Origin of the sequence: Cobetia amphilecti, from assembly GCF_032923285.1 — a bacterium.
GTDB classification, from domain to species: Bacteria; Pseudomonadota; Gammaproteobacteria; order Pseudomonadales; family Halomonadaceae; genus Cobetia; species Cobetia amphilecti.
On record NZ_CP136695.1, the window covers coordinates 2,209,359 to 2,227,032 of the forward strand.

A 17,674-nucleotide genomic window follows, 5' to 3' on the forward strand; every position below is an offset into this window, starting at 1 on the left:
TCAATTGAATAGCGGTGGTGTAGTTGCGTGATCATGTTTTACATGAATATGCAGAATGGCCTTTTGATTGGGAGACTATGTCTTATGGTTTTGTACAATGTGATGATAATCTATTCCATTTTCAGGATGTTTTCAGGTTGTGTTGCCATGATGATAAGTGAACCCATAAAGAGATGATTTTCATGAAAACATCAACGCTGTTACTTGCTGCTACCATGACTTTTTTTACCGCTGTGACGCAGGCCAATGATGAGCATAGCCGTCTTCCGACTCTTTCGGCTGGAGTTTCAGAAACATATGGACTTGTGGCTGGAAAGCCATTGCGTTTCCAAATAGCCGTTGAACATGATGCAGTTCTAAAGATCAGCAGTCGACATTTTGCAGCTGATTCGAGTAAGAACAACCTGATGACTGCTGTGCTACGGGACCCACAAGGAAATGTCGTCGCGACAGCCTCTGATGATAATGGGCATTTTTCACTGGAGCAGGATGTCCAAGAAGGCTATTACCAATTGGAGGTCGCAGGAAATTCAATAAGTGGTTCGGCTGACGAAAATGGGCGTAGCTATTCTCTAAATGTTGCTTTTGAATAAGAGGTGGTTATGGCGAAAGATGATCAATGATAGGTTTAGTGTAAATTGCTGAGCGATATTTGAAAATTATTCATTGATGTTGTGTTGTAAATAAGGCGTCACTCTGGATCGTGTTGATGGCCGGCATTCGTCGGCCTTTTTTTTCGCTTTGGTTGACAGCCTTGTCATTGACTATTCTTGCCGTCTAAAAGGGGGGCGACATGAAGAAATTATTGTTGGGGATGTGTCTGGCATTCATGGTGCTGCTGGCAGCAGGGGCCGGAGTCATTTACTCCGGCGTCGTCAGTGTCGCGGCAGATGATCCGCATGGGTCATGGGTCCATGGAATTCTTGAAACGGCGCGTGAACGTTCGATCGAAAGCCACGCGAGTGATATCGCCGCGCCACCCCTCGATGATGAAGCCATGAAAGTGGCGGGGGCCGGCAATTATGCATCGATGTGTGCCTCCTGCCATCTCGCGCCAGGCATGCAAGAGACAGAGCTCAGCAAGGGGCTTTACCCCAGTCCACCGAATTTTGTATCTTCGGATATGCATGGTGAGCCTGAAGAGCGCTTCTGGGTCATCAAGCATGGGATAAAAGCCAGCGGAATGCCGGCATGGGGCAAGAGCATGCAGGATGAATATATCTGGCAGATGGTCGCTTTCATGCAAGAGCTACCGGACATGAGTGCTGCTCGTTATACGGCTCTTGTGGCAGCAAGTGATGGTCATCAACATGGCGGAGGCGAGACTGCACAATCACCGTCATCGCATCATGACGATGACACCCGCCAACCACATCACGCTAGGGAAGCTGATGGGCCTGCTGATTTACAAGACAGCCATGAGCCGGAGGGCAGTCATGAGCCGAAAGAGAATCATGAGCCGAAGGACAGTGGCCGGGCTGAGGATCATCCTCACTCATCACATGATGCAGAGCATCAACATTGAGGCCAGGGCCAGCATCAGGCATCGGAAGTGACGTACACGGCCAGCCGCAAACAACATGACCTGCCTGACAGGCGTACGATGCCAGAGCCGGCCTCAGCTTGAAGAGGTGGTGCACGGCGACATTCTCGATGTGCTGGCAGAGACGCCGGCATCCTGCGTGGCGATCAGCTGTCGCATCAGTGCCAACTGGCAGCAGGGCGAGCAACTCGCGAGACTCGTCGAGGTGATTCTTCGTCATCCACGCCTGCGAATCGTGATCGATGCCTGTGATGTCGAACGTCTGCCGTTGTCCACGCGCATCGTGTCGGGCAGCGGTCGCCATCAACTGGCCTGGCAGACCCTGTCACGTCACATGCTGGAGCCGGAATGGGGCATGCATGCCGTCCACTGGCGGGGCGAGAAGCCTGATAGGCCGGCATGGGTCAGCGCCTGTGAACCTGCGACGCTGACCCGATGTCTTGCCCGCCAGTTGCCTGGTCATGAGGTGCGTTGTCTGCCGCCCCTGATCCCGCAGGACCCCGGCTTCACGCTCGTCATCACGCCACGCACGCCCTGATTCCCCCGCACGTTCTCATTCTCATGCCGGCCATCGGCGTGAGCTGATGTGTGAGCCAATTCGCGAGCAGAGGCATGCCGTGCCGAATCACGCCGTCTGGGTAGCTTCCTCGACCCGCTCGGCGCGTTCGGCACGCTTGAGCATGCGATAGCGAGAGCGCACCTTGTCACGTTCCAGGTAGCAGCCTTGCAACCAGCGGCTGCCGCTGTCGCCCTCGAAGGCATCGCGGGCGTGCAGCAGGCGGCGATTGTCGAAGATGACCATGTCGCCGGGGGCATAGGTGAAGCGCATGGCGAAGCGCGGCTCACGCAACATGCGCTGTAGCGTCATCAGTGCCTCATAGGCGGTCTCGGTCTGCTCGAACGGCGCCATCATCGGCCCGCGCAGGAAGTCGGCGATTCGCACCTCCAGCAGTTCTCCTGCCTGACCCAGCACGATCATCGGCGAATACCAGACATGATCGGTATTGCGCGAGGTATTGGCGTAGCGCCAGTGCACCGTGGTGAGTGTCGCGTAGGCCTCGGGGTGTTCTTCCTTCAGCGCCGCCGCGATGGCGAAGCCATCCATCATCACCGCCATGCCGCCTTCCACGGTGTTCTCGAGACAGTAGAGGCATTGCAGGCCCGGCTGATATTCCCGGGTCGGCAGGTCCACATGCGGCGGCAAGGCGATGGAGGTATAGGCGTTCGAATCCGGGTTCTGGATTGCGCGGACATTGAAGAGGTGGCCGAAGTTGGTGGTGCGGATCGAGCCGATGCGCTCGGCGACCTTTTCGATGGCGCCTTCTTCCGTCGGCAGGTTGCGCAGGCGCACCAGTCCCTTGCCGAGCAGTTCGTGCAGGGTCGGATACAGAATCTCCGCCTCCTGCGCGCTGCCATGATCGGCCTCGGCCAGGCGGGCGGCATCGATGGTCGGCGGCTGTTCCAGCTGCTCACCGTGCCAGAGCGTCAGCGGCGGCAGTTCCGGCGGCAGCGCGTCCTGGTTGTCATAGTCATTGGCGCGCAGGAAGCCCGGGTGGAAGCGCAGGCGGCGGTCTTCTGGCGTGAACAGTACGCTGAGTGCGCCGTCCTCATCGATGCTGGCCTCGGCGATTTCCGGCCAGGCGGGAATCTGGGAGAGGTCCAGAATGCGTTCGCGCGTCGCCGGATTGACGGTGGTATCGTCCGCGGCGTTCTCGCGCAACCAGACACTATGAAAACGGCTGACGCGGCCATCGCTCCAGGTCACGCTCAGATAGCGTGCTTCGTGAACGACCTTCACGAGAGTCTCGTCAATTGGCCAGCTGTCGTAATCGGGTGTGATCGGGAGCGCCATGGAGAGTCCTTCCTTCTGTCAGGTGAGCGATTCCCCGACAGAATGGCAGCCCACGGCGCTCGCTACTGTGCCCAATTCGACACCGACTGTGCCCAATTCGACATCGCGTTGCGGGTATCGAGCGTGGATCACATCAGAGGACGTGGTGGCTGACGGCGTGCCTGGGTCGGGGTAATGCCGAAGCGACGGCGAAAGGCGCGGGTGAAACTCGAATGCGAGGTGAAACCGCAGGCCAGGGCGATATCGGTGACGCCATGGCGGGTATCGTGAAGCAGGCTGCGTGCGTGCAGCAGGCGACGCTCCCCATGATAGGCGCGAGGCGTGCAGCCGAGCCCTTGCTGAAAGCGGCGCTCCAGCTGGCGCCATGAGAGGCCGAGCTCCTCGGCGAGTGCCTCGATGCTGAGCGGGGCCTCCAGGGTGTTCTCCATGCGCGTGATCGCACGCCTGAGCAGCGGGTCGGCCAGATCGGCCGTCTGCTGACTGATGCCGCGCTGGCGGCTGGCCGGCAGGCGGCCCTGATCGAGAATCAGTTGTTCGCGTACCGCCTGATAGAGCGTCTGACCATGCTGGCGGCGAATCAGCTCCAGGCTCATGTCCAGCGGGGCGCTGCCGCCGGCGCAGAAGAAGCCATCGTCACTGATTTCATACAGTGACTCCACGGCGTCCACCTCATCGAAGCGCTGGCTGAATTCCGGCAGGCTTTCCCAATGCAGCGTCACCGTCTTGCCGGTGAGCAGGCCGGCACGCGCCAGCACGAAGCAGCCGGTGTCTACGCCGCCGAGCTGGCAGCCGCTATGGGAGCGCTCCTGTAGCCAGTGCAAGGTGCGGTCTTCCAGATAGGCTTCCGGGGCAAAGCTGGTGCACACCACCAGCTTGTCCACTGCGGCGAGGTCATCACGTGCGGTATCCACCGGCAGCACCATGCCGTTGGAGGCCTTGACCGACGCGCCATCCTGGCTTGCGAGTGTCCACTGATACAGGCGTGTTCCGCGCAGTCGATTGGCGATGCGCAGCGGCTCGATCATCGAGAACAACGCGACCATCGCGAAGCCCGGCAGCAGGAAGATACCGAGTTGGTGACGGTCAGCGGGGGCAGGCGAGGCAAGGGTGGCGGTCAAGGGCGCGATGCTGGTGGGCTGGTCAGACAACACGCCGTCTTCCGGAAGGCCGAAGGCATAGGACGCATCGGGCGGCGTAGCGCTGGAATCGTGTGAAGGCATGAGGATAGGCAACGACGACGTCGGGTGGCTCAGCAGTAGGGGATGGGCCTGACCTTAGCGTGTTCGCTACCTGAGTGCGAGAGGGGGGATGGCATGACGCGAGGGCTTCGGCGCGAGGGCTTCGGCGCGAGGGCTTCGGTGAGAGGGCTTCGGTGAGAGGGCTTTGGTGAGCGGGCTTTGGTGAGCGGGCTCCGTCCTGCTTGGCGCTCCTGATCAGGACAGGCAGGACGGAGCAATTCACGAATCATTGCGTTACAGCATCCTGAGGCAGTTGCGTCCTTCTTCCTTGGCCGCGTACATGGCTTCATCGGCGCGTGCGATCAACTGCTCGCGCGTGGCACTGTCATCGGGTTCCAGGCAGGTCATCCCGATGCTCAATGACAGGGGCAGACGTTGGCCAGCGTATTCCACGACACTGTCCTTCATGCGTTGTCGCAGCAGGTTGATGCGCGTGGCCGAGTCACTGAGCAGCGAGTCAGGCAGAATCGCCAGGAATTCCTCGCCCCCCCATCTGGCGAGGGTGTCGCCGGGCAGCAGAATCTCCTCGGCGAGCACGCTCAAGTGTTGCAAGGCAAGATCACCGGCGTCATGGCCATGATTGTCGTTGATCTTCTTGAAATGGTCGAAATCCAGCAGTGCCACGCACAGGGGGTGGTCAACCTCGGCGGTGGCCAGTGCCGCGATGCTGTCATCCAGTACTTGCTGGGCATGACGGCGATTGTAGAGGCCGGTCAGCGGATCGGTGATCGCGATCTTCTCGAGCGCCTGATGAGCTGCCTTCAAGGCATTGATGTCATTGGCACGCGCGACTTCGTGGCCGGCCCACAAGGCGATGAGACGTACCAGCTCGATGTCCTGAGCGGTGAAGGGCGGTACAGGGTCAGGACTTGAGAAGTTGAAGGTACCGTAGCGTTCACCATCCACGATCACCGGCGCCCCGATGTAGGCTTCCAGGTTGAAGTTGGCGTAGCAGGGGTGATTTCTGATTTCACTGTTTGCCACATGATGGAAGGCTTGTACGCTATCGGCCTTGTAGACGTGATCGCAATAGGTATCGCTGAGCGAGAAACTAAGTCCCGGCTCCAGCAGGTCTTCCGGGTGACAGGCACGCTGGACGACATAATCTCCGCCTTTGATGCGGCTGAAGATACCGATCGGCAGGCCGAAATGGGCGCAGCCCAGTTTCAGCAGCTCGTCGATGCGAGCATTGAAGTTGAGTTCTCGTGATGAGGTGATGGCATGCAGGCTGTGGAGGGTATGTTCCGCCGTCACGCGGCGTGAGACATCGCGGATCAGCCCGAACATGAAGATGTTGTCGCTGGTGGGGTCCTTGATGGGGCCGCCGAGCGTCTCCCCATAGAAATAGGTGCCATCCTGGCGTCGATAGCGAATGACTCGACCTTCCTTTTCGGGCGGGGCATCGACACGAAAGCGCCTCTGCCCCTGGCGCTCGAACTCATCGCTGGAGGCATACAGCATACGTGTCTGCTTGCCGATCAACGCTTCACGCGGGTAGCCGAATGCCTTCACCGCGCTGTCATTCAGGTAGGTGATGTGGCGCTGATCATCTGCAAGCAAGATGATGTCGTCGATCTGGCCCAGCATCTGGCCCAGCAGGGTTTGAATCATCTCAAAGCGTTGCATGACGCAGGCTCCTTGTGGGGTGCCGCTATCTCGGGAGAGGCATTCCTTGCCGCAGACATCCATCCTGTCGCCGGGAAGGCACGGTATTTCCGTCGTCAAGCTCAGGCTTCACGCCGGATGTTGTACGATACAGAATTCATATTATCGTATGAGGATGCAGACGCGTCTTGCTCTCATCCTGCCCGGCATTCGTATATTCAACGTAAAGGTAATGCAGTGCCAGAGGCCGCATCCGAAGATTCCCGCCACGCTCCTGTTGAACTTCATGGCTTCGTGCTGACACGTCATTGGCGGGACACGCCCGAGGGGGTGGTGATCAGCTTCTGGATTCGCACCGACGAAGGCGCCGTACGTGTCGAATGTGCACCCCAGGAAGTCGTCGCTTTCCTGCCCGCCGAACAGCAGGTACTGGCTCAGACACTGGTGAGCTTTGAGGCCGGCGCCGAGCTGCGTCCGCTGGCACTGGAAGACTTCCACCATCGCCCGGTGGTGGGGCTCTACTGTCGTGAATATCGCACCCTGGGCCAGCTGGCGCGCCGTTTGAAGGCGATTGGCGTCGACGTCTATGAAGCGGATGTTCGTCCGACGGACCGCTACCTGATGGAGCGTTTCATCACGGCAGGCGTCACGGCACGCGGCGAGCGCCAGCCTGATGGCAGCGTGAAGAATGCGCGCCTGACACCGCTTGAGGGCTATCGGCCACCGCTGCGCTGGGCATCGCTGGATATCGAGACCGATGCGCGGGGCAATCTGTATTCCATCGCGCTCGAGGGCTGCGGACAGCGTCAGGTGTACATGCTGGGGCCCCCCAATGGCGAGGAGAACGTCAGCCGCGATTTCTCGCTGGAGTACCGCGATAGCCGGCGTGAGTTGCTGCAATGCCTGCTGGACTGGGTCGCAAGGCATGATCCGGATGTCATCATCGGCTGGAACGTCATCCAGTTCGATCTGCGCATGCTGGTGCGGCTGTCAGAGGCCGAAGGTCTGCCACTGCGACTGGGGCGTGACGCCAGCGTGATGCAGTGGCGCTCTCATTCCCGCCAGGCCGAGCACTTCTTTGCCGAGATCGCCGGGCGTTGGGTGGTGGATGGCATCGAGGCGCTCAAGTCAGCCTTCTGGCATTTCGAGTCGTTCAGCCTCGAGAATGTCTCGCGTGAGCTGTTGCAGGAAGGCAAGGCCATCGATGACCCCTATGGCCGGCTGGACGAGATTCTGCGCATGTTCGCCGAGGACAAGCCTTCCCTTGCGCGCTACAACCTCAAGGATTGCGAGCTGGTCACGCGCATCTTCACGAAGACGCGACTGATGGAGTTTCTGCTCGCGCGGGCGGCAGCCACGGGGCTTGAGGCAGATCGCAGCGGTGGTTCGGTGGCGGCCTTCACGCATCTGTATCTGCCGAGATTGCACCGGCTGGGCAAGGTCGCGCCCAATCTGGGAGACGTGGTGGGGGAGGACAGCCCCGGCGGCTTCGTGATGGATTCCCAGCCCGGGCTTTATGACTCGGTGCTGGTGCTGGATTTCAAGAGTCTGTATCCCTCCATCATCCGCACTTTCCTGATCGACCCGCTGGGCCTGATCGAAGGGCTGCGTGGGTCGGAGAACAGCTCGGATGATGCCCCTGAGGCCGGTGTGCCCGGCTTTCTCGGCGCGCGGTTCTCGCGTGATCGACATTGTCTGCCAGGCATCGTCGCCGAGATCTGGCAAGCACGTGACGCCGCCCGCGCGGCGGGTGACGCCCCGCTGACCCAGGCGCTCAAGATCATCATGAATGCCTTCTACGGCGTGCTGGGATCACGCGGCTGTCGTTTCTTCGATCCACGGCTGGCGTCCTCGATCACGCGGCGTGGCCATCAGATCATCCAGCAGACGGTGGAGTTGATCGAGGCGCAGGGCTATCGCGTCATCTATGGCGATACCGACTCCACCTTCGTGTGGCTGGGCGCTGCGCATGAGGAAGCCGAGGCGAGCCGGATCGGCCGTGAGCTGGCGGCCCATGTCACCGACTGGTGGCGACGGCATCTCAAGGACAGTCTCGATCTCGACAGCGCGTTGGAGCTGCAGTTCGAGACCCACTATCAGCGCTTCGTGATGCCGACCATTCGCGGGGCCGAAGAGGGCAGCAAGAAACGCTACGCCGGACTGCAACAGACAGGCTGCAGCGGCCAGACGGAACTGGTGTTCAAGGGGTTGGAGTCGGTGCGTTCCGACTGGACGCCGCTGGCCAAGACCTTCCAGCAGGGACTTTATCGCCGCATCTTCGAAGGCAGCCCCTATCAGGAGTATCTGAAAGGCTACGTGCAGGATTACCTGCAACGCCATGCCCATGGCGCGGCGGACACCACGGATGTCGAGGCCTTGATCTACCGCAAGCGACTGCGGCGCAAGCTCGACGATTATCAGCGCAACGTGCCGCCCCATGTCCGTGCGGCGCGTCTGGCGGATGACGAGAACCGCCGGCGGGGCCTGCCGTTACGCTATCAGCGCGGCGGCTGGATTCGCTATGTGATGACCACCTCCGGCCCGGAACCCGTCGAATATCTGCGCTCGCCCATTGATGTCGAGCACTACCTGAGTCGTCAGCTCAAGCCCGTCGCCGATGGCATCCTGCCGTTCGTCGACGATGATTTCGATCGGCTGCTGGATCGTCAGATGATGCTGTGGTGAGGCTTACGGCCACAGGAGTGGCCCATGAGCGGGGGTGTTCCTATCGGGGAGTGGTGCAAGAAGAGGGGGGGGGCGCGCGACGGCATCTATAGTCGTTATTCCGTAGTGATAATATTTCTCATTATTTCTTGCATTAAAGTATGCGCGCCGTAAGATTCTCTTTCGGCGCAGTCACATGACCTGCGTCGCCGCCTTTTGGTGGCGGTCTGATTGCCATGATGTCCGGGAGCAGGTGTGACGTTACTGAAAGTGGTTCTTACCCAATATCGCTGGTCCTTTCTTGGTGTGATCTTTCTGAGCCTTGTCAGTGCAGGGCTAGGCATCGGTGTCATTGCCTATATCAACCAGCGACTCATCGCGCATTCTGCCACCGTCCCCCTGGACGAGGGGCTTGCGGCCCATGTCGGGGTGCTTCCGGAGTTTCTTGGGCTGATTCTGCTGTTGCTTGCGATCACGCTGGGGGCACAGTTGGCATTGACGACGCTGGGGCATCATTTCGTGCATGGACTGCGCGGGCGTTTGGTCAAGCAGATCCTCGATACTGATATCGAGCGGCTCGAGCAGCTCGGCAGCGCCAACCTGCTGGCGAGTCTTTCGAGTGACATCCGCAACATCACCCTGGCGTTCGTGCGCCTGCCAGAACTGGTACAAGGCATCGTGCTGACCCTAGGAGCCGTGTTCTATCTTGGCTGGTTGTCTCTCGGCATGATGTTGATCACCGCCATCTGGGTGACCTTGACCATTATGGGGGGCAGCTGGATGGTCACGCGAGTCTATCGCCACCTGGCCGAGGTGCGTGAAGCGGAGAGTCGCCTTTATGCCGACTATGAAGCTGTCATCGACGGGCGCAAGGAGCTGGCGCTCAATCGTCCACGTGCGCGTGACTATTTCGACACCAGCTACAGTGTCAATGCCTGTGAGTATCGCCATCACGTCGTGCGCGCGGACACCTACCACCTGAGCGCCGTCAACTTCTCCAACATCATGATGCTGGGCGCCATCGGTATTGTCTTCTATCTGGCCAATGGCCTGGGATGGGCCAGTGGTGAAGTCGCCGCGACCTTTTCCTTGACTCTGCTGTTTCTGCGCACGCCCTTGATCCAGGCCGTGGGGGCATTGCCCACCTTGCTGGGGGCTGATGTGGCCTTTGCCAAGCTGCGCAAGTTGGCATTGGCACCGGTCAACGCCGATTTCGCGTCTCCTCGACATCCTGAGCCGCGCGGACATGATTCAACCGCAGGCACTTCGGCCGAGTCTGACTGGCAGACCCTGAGTCTACAGGGTGTCTGCTTTCGCTACGCCGGCCGCGAGAATATGGGACAGGACATTGCGAACAATGACACGCAGGCCTTCTGCGTCGGTCCGCTGGATCTTACCCTCAGGCGCGGAGAGCTGGTCTTCCTGATCGGTGGCAATGGCAGTGGCAAGTCGACCCTGGCCAAGCTTCTGACCGGCCTCTATCGGCCAAGCTCAGGCACGCTCTTGCGGGACGGGCACCCGATAGGCGAAGACGAGCGGGAAGCCTGGCGTCAGCAGTTCTCGGCGGTCTTCACTGATTTCCATCAGTTCGATCGCCTGCTGGGTCCGACCGGTGGGCCGGCAGACCCGGCATTGATCGCGCAGTGGGTCGACTACCTGCAGATGCGCGAGAAGCTGGTGCTTGAGGAAAACCGTGTGATCAATACCGAGCTGTCTCAAGGGCAGCGCAAGCGACTTGCGCTGTTGATGGCAGTGGCAGAGCGTCGCGACATCGTGTTGTTGGATGAATGGGCGGCAGATCAGGACCCGCAATTCCGCCGCATCTTCTATCGTGATCTGCTGCCGCGTCTGCGCGAGATGGGCAAGACGGTCTTCGCCATCAGTCACGATGATCATTATTTCGGGCAAGCGGATAGATTGTTCGAGATGCGCGCCGGCAAGTTGCAGGAGTTGTCGGGTGCCCAGCGTGATCGTATCAGTCGGGACGCTGTGGCGCGCCTGGATGAAGCGTGACCGGGAAGACGAAAGCGCATACCTGCCGATGCCCTGCAAGACGTCACACGGGCTGGGCATCGTCTGAGCGCTGGGCAGAAGAACATGGACGAAGATGGAAGACGCGATGCAGGTAGCAGGCGCAAGAAGTCGCAACGCCAGGACGTGAGCCCAGGAGACGGTCTCATGTGATGTGTCAGGGATGATGTCCGGCTGCAGAGTGAATCGCCTTCGGGGTGTTGCAGTCGGTAAGACGCGCCATTCTCGGGATTGCATGCAGGTGCATGCAGAACGGTGTGTCACCGCAAATTACATTTGTTGAATACGAATCATCCTAATTCCATTCCGCATTGGATATGAGCGTGCCAGTGAGAGACGCCACGAGACGGAAGGGGAGATTGACCATAAACGATCGTTACAAGGGAACACGACATGCCAAGATACCTATCATCACGACAGGCAGCTGCCCGGCCGGCACCTGCACCGTATTCATATGCCGCTCTGTCACAAGCCCCACTGTCTCACACCATACGGCTCTGCATCGCGGCATGGCTCCTGTCACAGTCCGCCATCGTGCTGGCCGCCGAGACCGATGACACCATGGTCGTGGTCGGAACGGCACTGAAAGTCGATGCGCCGCTGGTGGAGACGCCGCGTCCGGTCTCGACGGTCAATCGCGAAGAGCTCGACACGCGTAACGTCCAGCAGCTCGATGAAACCTTCCGCTACCGTGCCGGCGTCCTGTCTGGCCATTATGGATCCGATAACAATACCGACTGGTTTAAGGTGCGTGGCTTTGATCAATCCACCTATCAGGATGGCCTGCGCATCTACCGTGAAGGGTTCTATCAGTGGTTGCCGGAGACCTGGGGCCTGGAGCGGGTCGATCTGTTCAAGGGGCCTTCCTCCATCCTCTATGGGGAGGCGCCTCCTGGCGGTCTGATCAATGCCATCAGCAAGCGCCCGACCGATGAGCCCCAGACGGAACTGCAGCTGCAGATCGGCAATCGCGGTCTTCGCCAGACGGGGCTCGATACTAGTGGTTATCTGAGCGAGTACGGGGATGTGCGCTATCGTCTGGTAGGGCTGTATCGCGAACGTGATGGGGATCTGGATCATACTGAGAACGAGCGCTACTACTTCGCACCGAGCCTGACCTGGGACATTTCGGATGCGACCCAGCTGACGCTACTCGCCAGCCTCCAGAAGGATGATGGCGTACCTACCAACGCTTTCAAGCTGGCCTATGGCACCAATGATGATACGCCGTTCGGCAAGGTGGACCCGCAGACCAATTACAGTGAACCGGGGTATGACAAGGATGAGCGTACCCAGACATCCCTGGGCTATGAGTTGCGCCATCAAGTGAACGACACCTGGGCGCTGGAGCAGGATTTCCGCTATAGCCAGCTGGATCTCGACCTGATCAGCAGCTACATCCTCTATCAGTCCTCGGCGCGCGAAGGTCAGCGGGGGCTTCTGTACCGCGAGGGCACCATCGACAGCTATACCGTCGACAACCGGGCCATCGGCAAATGGTATGGCGAGCGCACCGAGAACACCTTGCTGCTGGGCGTGGATTATCAGAATCTGAGCCTGTCGGGCAAGGAAGCGGATGACTATGCCTTCGGCGACCCGATCGATCTGTTTGATCCGCAATACGGCAATTACACCGCATTGAGCGATGAACAGATCACGCGGCGCGATATCGACAAGGAGCAGATCGGTCTCTACGTGCAGGATCAGCTGCGCATCGACGACAAGTGGGTACTGCTGGCGGGGGTGCGCTACGACCAGGCCGAGACCGAGAACGTCAATCAGACGACGGGGTCTCGTGAGCGCTCCGATGATGACGAGATCAGCTGGTCGGGCGGGGTGATGTACCTGAGTGACTTCGGCCTCAACCCTTATCTGAGCTATACCGAATCCTTCGAGCCGATCAGCGCGACCGATGATCGCGGTTCGCTCTATGAGCCTCGCGAAGGTCGTCAGTGGGAGCTGGGCGCCAAGTACCAGCCTGCGGGCTGGGATGGGTATCTTACGGCTGCCGTCTTTGAACTCACCGAGGACAATACTCTTGTCACCACCGGAGGTTTTCAGGTTCAGGAAGGGGAACGCCAGTCGCGTGGCTTCGAGCTGGAGATGGTCGGTTATCTGACGGACCATCTCAAACTGACTTCAGCGTACACTTATACCGATGCACGCTTGGAAAACGATGTGCGTGCCCCGCTGATACCGCGCCATCAGGCCTCCAGCTGGCTGGATTACGCCTTCGAGCGTGGTGCCCTGGAGGGGCTGCGTCTGGGGGCGGGTGCCCGTTATGTCGGCGAATCAGTGGATGGCGATGCCACCGTGTCCGACTATCTGCTGTTCGATGCGATGGTCGGCTATGACTTCACTCGCGAGTTGAGTGCGCAGGTCAATGTCAGCAATCTCACCGACAAGGAGTATGTCGCCAGTTGCAGTTATTGGTGCTATTACGGAGAGTCTCGCAGCATCATCGGGAGTCTGACCTATCACTTCTGAGGCAGCTGGCTGCTTTTGAGTGCTGATGCTCGTGAGAGCATGGCAATCTATCAACGACAAGGCCTCGCAGGCAGCTACCTGCGAGGCCTTGTCGTTCCTGAGGCATTGTCATCTTGAGACATGCGCGTTTGGGGCATGGTTACCGCTTGCTACATCAGCGCCAAGTGATTGTCCCAGTGGGTATTCGCCAGCCGCACCGGGCCAAGCGCCGGCAGCCCCTCCTCATCGATCAGCAGCCACTCGCCACGACCATTGCTGACCACGAAGCCTGCCGGCGTCTGCTGCGTGGCCGGCACGGCTAGAACGCCTGCACAGTCAGCAAAGTCCAGAGTCGTGTCCAGCTCTCCCGTCGCGAGATTCCAGAGCGTGATCAGATTGCCGCGCGGGGCGGTCGCCACGGCCAGTCGCCCATCGGGGGAGACGGCGATGCTGGCGATGTACTGCTTGAATTGTGGGACGTATTCCCGCGGCAACGGCAGTTCCTGCAAGCGGTCACTGCCGGGATGCTTCATCACCACCAGCGGGCGGTGGTCCGCCGCGGGGCCCTGGTACTGATAGCCCGCGACGATGGTGCCCTCACGGCTGACGTCCAGGTGGCGCAATGACAGCTGGTGATGGGAGGGCTCGCCTTGCCATCGTACCTCACCCGAGACACGGTCGAGCAAGGTCAGATTCGACTGCATGCTGTCCAGGTTGAGCTTGACCCGACCGGTGTCAGGCCGCGTCAGGATCCCGCCATTGGCGATAATCAGCTGCTGGCCATCCGGATGCAGGCGAATTTCATGCGGGCCGATCCCGCCACTGGCGAACTCGCCGATCCGCGCGAAGTCGCGATTCACGTCGTAGATGCCGATGCGGCCTTCTCCGGGCGCGATGGCATTCTCGGTGGTGTAGAGCAGGCCGCCATCCGGGCTGAATACGCCATGCCCATAGAAGTGGCGGTCCGGTGCGGCTTCGATGCGTGCGATCCGCTCACCGCTATCGAGGTCGAAGACATTGATTTCCGTCCCCGGACGCCGTGAGAAGATCAGCGCCCACGGCTTGTGAGGATGTCGGGTGGCGCCGTGGGCGCGCTGGCGTATCGGCTGGCGCCAGCGCTCCACTCCCTGATAACTGGTGCAGCTGGCAAAGTGCTGCCCTGTGTCATCGTCACATGCCGAGATGGCCACACCGAGTGGCTCGCGCCCCTGGGCACTGGCGGCGTTGTTGCCGCCCGCCACGGCCATGCCGCCGGGCATGCCCATCAGGGGCGTGCAGGCCAACGCCTTGAGCAGCTGACGTCGCTGGCGGGCGTCGGCTGCGTGTGTGTCTGTCATGCCGTGAGGCATCTCGCCTGGCCCCTTGTCAGTTGTCATTCGCCGCTCTCAATTCACCATTCGCCACTGCCATTCACAATTCCCCGCCCTGATCAGTCGCCATCGGTGCTGTTGAAGCCCAGTGACAGGCCAAGCGCCGGGTTGAGCGTGTCGGCAAAACCGGCCTGCAAGGTCTCGACATGGATCATGGCCTGCTGCAGCTCACCATTGCGCGGGTCATCGCGCAGTATGCCGGCGAGGTCATCCGGCAGGGCGGCGAAGGCCTGCCGGGCATCGACGAAATCGCTGGTGGTGGAGGCCACCATGCGCGGGTCGACCTGGCCATTCAGGTAGCCTTGAATGCCAGCGGCCTCGTCATTGCCGAGCCAGAGGCGTTCCATCATCGCCAGGGTCGCCGCGATGTTGGCAAGCCCCATGCCGCCGCGCCAGGACTCAGCCGCATAGGGGTTGGCCGTGCCGCCGTTGTCGAGGCCGATCGGCCGGCGCAGTTTGCGGTCCTTGATGGCTTCCAGCTGCACGGTCAGCGCGCGAACCAGAGACAGCACGGCGTCACGAGAATCGCTGAAGGCGCCAGTGCCTTCGGCCAGTTGCGGTGCGAACTGCTGCCACTCATCACGCAGCGTCTTGCCGGTATTGGCGGCGTAGGCGGTGTTGGCCGTCATCAACTCGCAGCGGCGCGAGTCGGCCGTCAGGGGCGAGTCGGCATAGCGGGCATCGAACAGCTGATACTCCACGCTGCCCAGCCCCTGCATGACGATGGATTGCTCCGCCAGACTCTCGACCGTGATCGGGACATCACCGGCGAGCAGGGCGCGGGTCTTGCGCGCGACCAGATCCTTCTTGTCCGGCCAGAAATACAGCTGCCACTGACGCGAGTTCTGCAGGATCGGGCCCATTTCCACCCAGTTGACCTGATTCAGCCCCAGCATGGCGCTGCGCCAGTCCTGCTTGAGGGTGTCGAGGCTGACGTCACCCTCGGCGGAGCAGAACGCCTGAGTATGCTGCGCGAGCTGTTGCAGGCGGCTGGCAAGTAGCTGGTGCGCCTCGCTCAGCGTGTCAGCGGCAAACTGGCTGACGGCCGCTGCGCTGTTGGTGTCTGTGGCGGCGTCTGTGTTGGCAGCAGAAGAGTCCGTCGCCGCCAGTGTGCTCGTAGGCAATAGCGCGGCGCCCAGCAGTGTCATGCCACAGGCCATCAGGGCCAGGGGCGAGGTCTTGCGCAGGGCAGGTTTCATCGGGGTTGCAGCTGGGGTGAAGGTGGCGCGGGGCATGAACGGGTATTCCTTGTCAGAGAGTCTCGAGGAAGCGCAACAGGGCTTCACGCTGGTCAGTCGGCAGGGCCACGACGGCATCGCGGCTTGGCTGGGCTTCGCCGCCATGCCAGAGCACGGCCTCGAGCAGGGTGCGTGCACGGCCATCATGCAAGAAGCCCGTGGCAGGGTTGACCGTCTGGGCCAGGCCGATGCCCCACAAGGGCGGCGTGCGCCATTCCTGGCCGCTGGCCTCGAATTCGCGGCGATCATCCGCCAGTCCTTCGCCCATGTCATGCAGCAGCATGTCGCTGTAGGGCCAGATCGTCTGCTCGGCCAGTTGTTCCGCCACGCCGCCGGACTGGGTGGTCAGGCGAGGACGGTGGCAGCTGGCGCATTCAAGCTCGCGGAACAGTTGCTCGCCTTGGCGCACCGTCGGGTCATCGATATCACGTCGGGTGGGCACGGCCAGATTGCGCGAGTAGAAGGCCACGTTGTCCATCACGTTGTCGTCGACCTCGATCTCCCCCCCATCGGGCAATGTCTTGCACTTCTGGAGCGGGGTGCAGTCGGTGGAGCTGACCAGATGGGAGGTCAGCCCCATGTCACCGGCGAAGGCCTTGGCGCTCTGCTGTCGCACATCGGGCTGACCGGCCTTCCAGCCGAAACGGCCCATGACCTCGCGTTGCTCGGCGAGTGACCAGACAGTATTGGCGCGCCCGCTGATGCCGTCGCCATCCGCATCCTGCGGGTCGGCCCACTCGAGCAAGTTCTCGTCGCTGACCGCCTCGAGCAGCCCCAGCCCCACCATGCCGGGGGCGAGACGTGGGGAGAGCGCGATGGCGCCCGGGTCACCGAAGCCGGGTTCGACGATGGAATAGCGCGGCTTGCGCAACGCGATGACTTCCCCGTCCGCCAGAGTCACCGTCACATCCTCGTAATCCACCTGCATGCGGCCTTCGCGCTCGATGCCGGGCACGGCGGCATTCTGCAGCTGGGTGCCATAGACAGGATGCGGCATCACCCCGGCGATACGCCGGAATTCTCGCTCCTCATCGCTCCAGCTGTCCTCGTGGCTGTCCGGCAGACCCAGGCGCAGGAAAAGGCCCACCGAGGGATCGCCCTCGGCCGGCAGGCTGCCGCGGCCATCCTTGACGTGGCAGTTCTGGCAGGCGTTGGTGTTGAACAGCGGGCCGAGGCCATCGCGCGCGGTGGTGCTGGCGGGCGCGATCACCCAGGGGCTCTTGAAGAAGCTGTTGCCGACACTGAAGGACAGGCGCTGATCGAAGCTCAGGTTCTTGGCCGGCAGGGAGTAGGCATTGGTGTCGTGCTTGGGCACGCTGCCGTCGCCACCGCTTCTGTCGGTGACCTGCAATGGCAGTTCGGCCAGATACGCGCTCACGGTCAGCGCTGGCTGGGCGGCCTGTGCTACGCCCAGCGGCAGGGCGGCAAGCGTGATGGCGAGAGACAACGCGTGGAGTGTGGGGTGTTTCGGGACGACGTGTGGCATCAATGTAGGTCCTGGCTTGCGCGGTCAGGCTGCAGGTTCTTCCGGTGCTGCGCAGCAGCCTGAAAGAATCAGCAGACGCGCATCAAATGCTGGCGCGAAAAGCATCAACGCCCGAACCTGTGCGTAGACGGGTTCGGGCGTGGGGCTGCGCTGCATGGGGAGGATCAATCGTCACCCCATG

At 60.9% G+C, this 17,674-nt stretch carries 12 protein-coding genes; 6 read left to right on the plus strand and 6 right to left on the minus strand.

Annotated elements, in window-relative coordinates; translation table 11 throughout:
* Nucleotides 1–182 precede the first annotated feature (182 nt).
* From R1T44_RS09525 to R1T44_RS09535, 3 genes are all read left to right on the plus strand, one after another.
* On the plus strand, nt 183–593 hold the full coding sequence (locus R1T44_RS09525; protein ID WP_153635667.1) for a hypothetical protein: 411 nt from the start codon (nt 183–185) through the stop codon (nt 591–593).
* 200 nt (nt 594–793) lie between these two features.
* Nucleotides 794–1,525: a c-type cytochrome gene (locus tag R1T44_RS09530; RefSeq protein WP_153635668.1), complete on the plus strand. Its 732-nt coding sequence runs from the start codon at nt 794–796 to the stop codon at nt 1,523–1,525.
* A gap of 109 nt (nt 1,526–1,634) precedes the next feature.
* A complete protein-coding gene (locus R1T44_RS09535) occupies nt 1,635–2,081 on the plus strand; it encodes a hypothetical protein (protein WP_153635669.1) in 447 nt (148 codons plus the stop codon).
* A gap of 87 nt (nt 2,082–2,168) precedes the next feature.
* On the opposite strand, the gene R1T44_RS09540 is transcribed toward R1T44_RS09535, so the two are convergent.
* From R1T44_RS09540 to R1T44_RS09550, 3 genes are all read right to left on the minus strand, one after another.
* Entirely contained in the window at nt 2,169–3,395 is a 1,227-nt protein-coding gene (locus tag R1T44_RS09540) for a TauD/TfdA family dioxygenase (RefSeq protein ID WP_317291918.1), read from the minus strand.
* A 128-nt stretch (nt 3,396–3,523) separates the two neighbouring features.
* Nucleotides 3,524–4,615: a GlxA family transcriptional regulator gene (locus R1T44_RS09545; protein ID WP_242007781.1), complete on the minus strand. Its 1,092-nt coding sequence runs from the start codon at nt 4,613–4,615 to the stop codon at nt 3,524–3,526.
* 252 nt (nt 4,616–4,867) lie between these two features.
* Entirely contained in the window at nt 4,868–6,259 is a 1,392-nt protein-coding gene (locus R1T44_RS09550; RefSeq protein WP_317291919.1) for a sensor domain-containing diguanylate cyclase, read from the minus strand.
* 216 nt (nt 6,260–6,475) lie between these two features.
* Between R1T44_RS09550 and R1T44_RS09555 the strand changes: the two genes are divergently transcribed.
* The 3 genes from R1T44_RS09555 to R1T44_RS09565 all read left to right on the plus strand — a co-directional run bounded on the left by R1T44_RS09555 (nt 6,476) and on the right by R1T44_RS09565 (nt 13,420).
* On the plus strand, nt 6,476–8,923 hold the full coding sequence (locus tag R1T44_RS09555; protein ID WP_317291920.1) for a DNA polymerase II: 2,448 nt from the start codon (nt 6,476–6,478) through the stop codon (nt 8,921–8,923).
* A 234-nt stretch (nt 8,924–9,157) separates the two neighbouring features.
* Complete coding sequence (locus R1T44_RS09560; protein WP_153635673.1) at nt 9,158–10,915, plus strand: multidrug ABC transporter permease/ATP-binding protein; 1,758 nt, start codon at nt 9,158–9,160, stop codon at nt 10,913–10,915.
* Nucleotides 10,916–11,494: 579 nt separating this feature from the next.
* The gene (locus R1T44_RS09565) at nt 11,495–13,420 is read left to right on the plus strand and encodes a TonB-dependent siderophore receptor (RefSeq protein WP_240548795.1); all 1,926 of its coding nucleotides are present in this window, start codon (nt 11,495–11,497) and stop codon (nt 13,418–13,420) included.
* A 149-nt stretch (nt 13,421–13,569) separates the two neighbouring features.
* Here R1T44_RS09565 and R1T44_RS09570 read toward each other — a convergent pair whose 3' ends face one another.
* The 3 genes from R1T44_RS09570 to R1T44_RS09580 all read right to left on the minus strand — a co-directional run bounded on the left by R1T44_RS09570 (nt 13,570) and on the right by R1T44_RS09580 (nt 17,493).
* Nucleotides 13,570–14,736, minus strand: a complete 1,167-nt coding sequence (locus R1T44_RS09570) for a DUF1513 domain-containing protein (RefSeq protein WP_172978654.1) — start codon at nt 14,734–14,736, stop codon at nt 13,570–13,572.
* 92 nt (nt 14,737–14,828) lie between these two features.
* Nucleotides 14,829–16,004 carry an imelysin family protein gene (locus R1T44_RS09575; RefSeq protein WP_172978655.1) on the minus strand — a complete coding sequence of 392 codons (1,176 nt, stop codon included), beginning with the start codon at nt 16,002–16,004 and terminating at the stop codon, nt 14,829–14,831.
* Nucleotides 16,005–16,020: 16 nt separating this feature from the next.
* Complete coding sequence (locus tag R1T44_RS09580) at nt 16,021–17,493, minus strand: di-heme oxidoreductase family protein (RefSeq protein ID WP_153635677.1); 1,473 nt, start codon at nt 17,491–17,493, stop codon at nt 16,021–16,023.
* Between the last annotated feature and the right edge of the window lie 181 nt (nt 17,494–17,674).

Excerpts from the sequence above, each read along its gene's own strand:
- R1T44_RS09545 (WP_242007781.1), bottom strand. The coding sequence starts at position 4,615 with ATGCCTTCACACGATTCCAGCGCTACGCCGCCCGATGCGTCCTATGCC.
- R1T44_RS09530 (WP_153635668.1), top strand. The coding sequence starts at position 794 with ATGAAGAAATTATTGTTGGGGATGTGTCTGGCATTCATGGTGCTGCTG.
- R1T44_RS09525 (WP_153635667.1), top strand. The coding sequence starts at position 183 with ATGAAAACATCAACGCTGTTACTTGCTGCTACCATGACTTTTTTTACC.
- R1T44_RS09550 (WP_317291919.1), bottom strand. The coding sequence starts at position 6,259 with ATGCAACGCTTTGAGATGATTCAAACCCTGCTGGGCCAGATGCTGGGC.
- R1T44_RS09570 (WP_172978654.1), bottom strand. The coding sequence starts at position 14,736 with ATGACAGACACACACGCAGCCGACGCCCGCCAGCGACGTCAGCTGCTC.
- R1T44_RS09540 (WP_317291918.1), bottom strand. The coding sequence starts at position 3,395 with ATGGCGCTCCCGATCACACCCGATTACGACAGCTGGCCAATTGACGAG.
- R1T44_RS09580 (WP_153635677.1), bottom strand. The coding sequence starts at position 17,493 with ATGCCACACGTCGTCCCGAAACACCCCACACTCCACGCGTTGTCTCTC.
- R1T44_RS09575 (WP_172978655.1), bottom strand. The coding sequence starts at position 16,004 with ATGCCCCGCGCCACCTTCACCCCAGCTGCAACCCCGATGAAACCTGCC.
- R1T44_RS09565 (WP_240548795.1), top strand. The coding sequence starts at position 11,495 with ATGGTCGTGGTCGGAACGGCACTGAAAGTCGATGCGCCGCTGGTGGAG.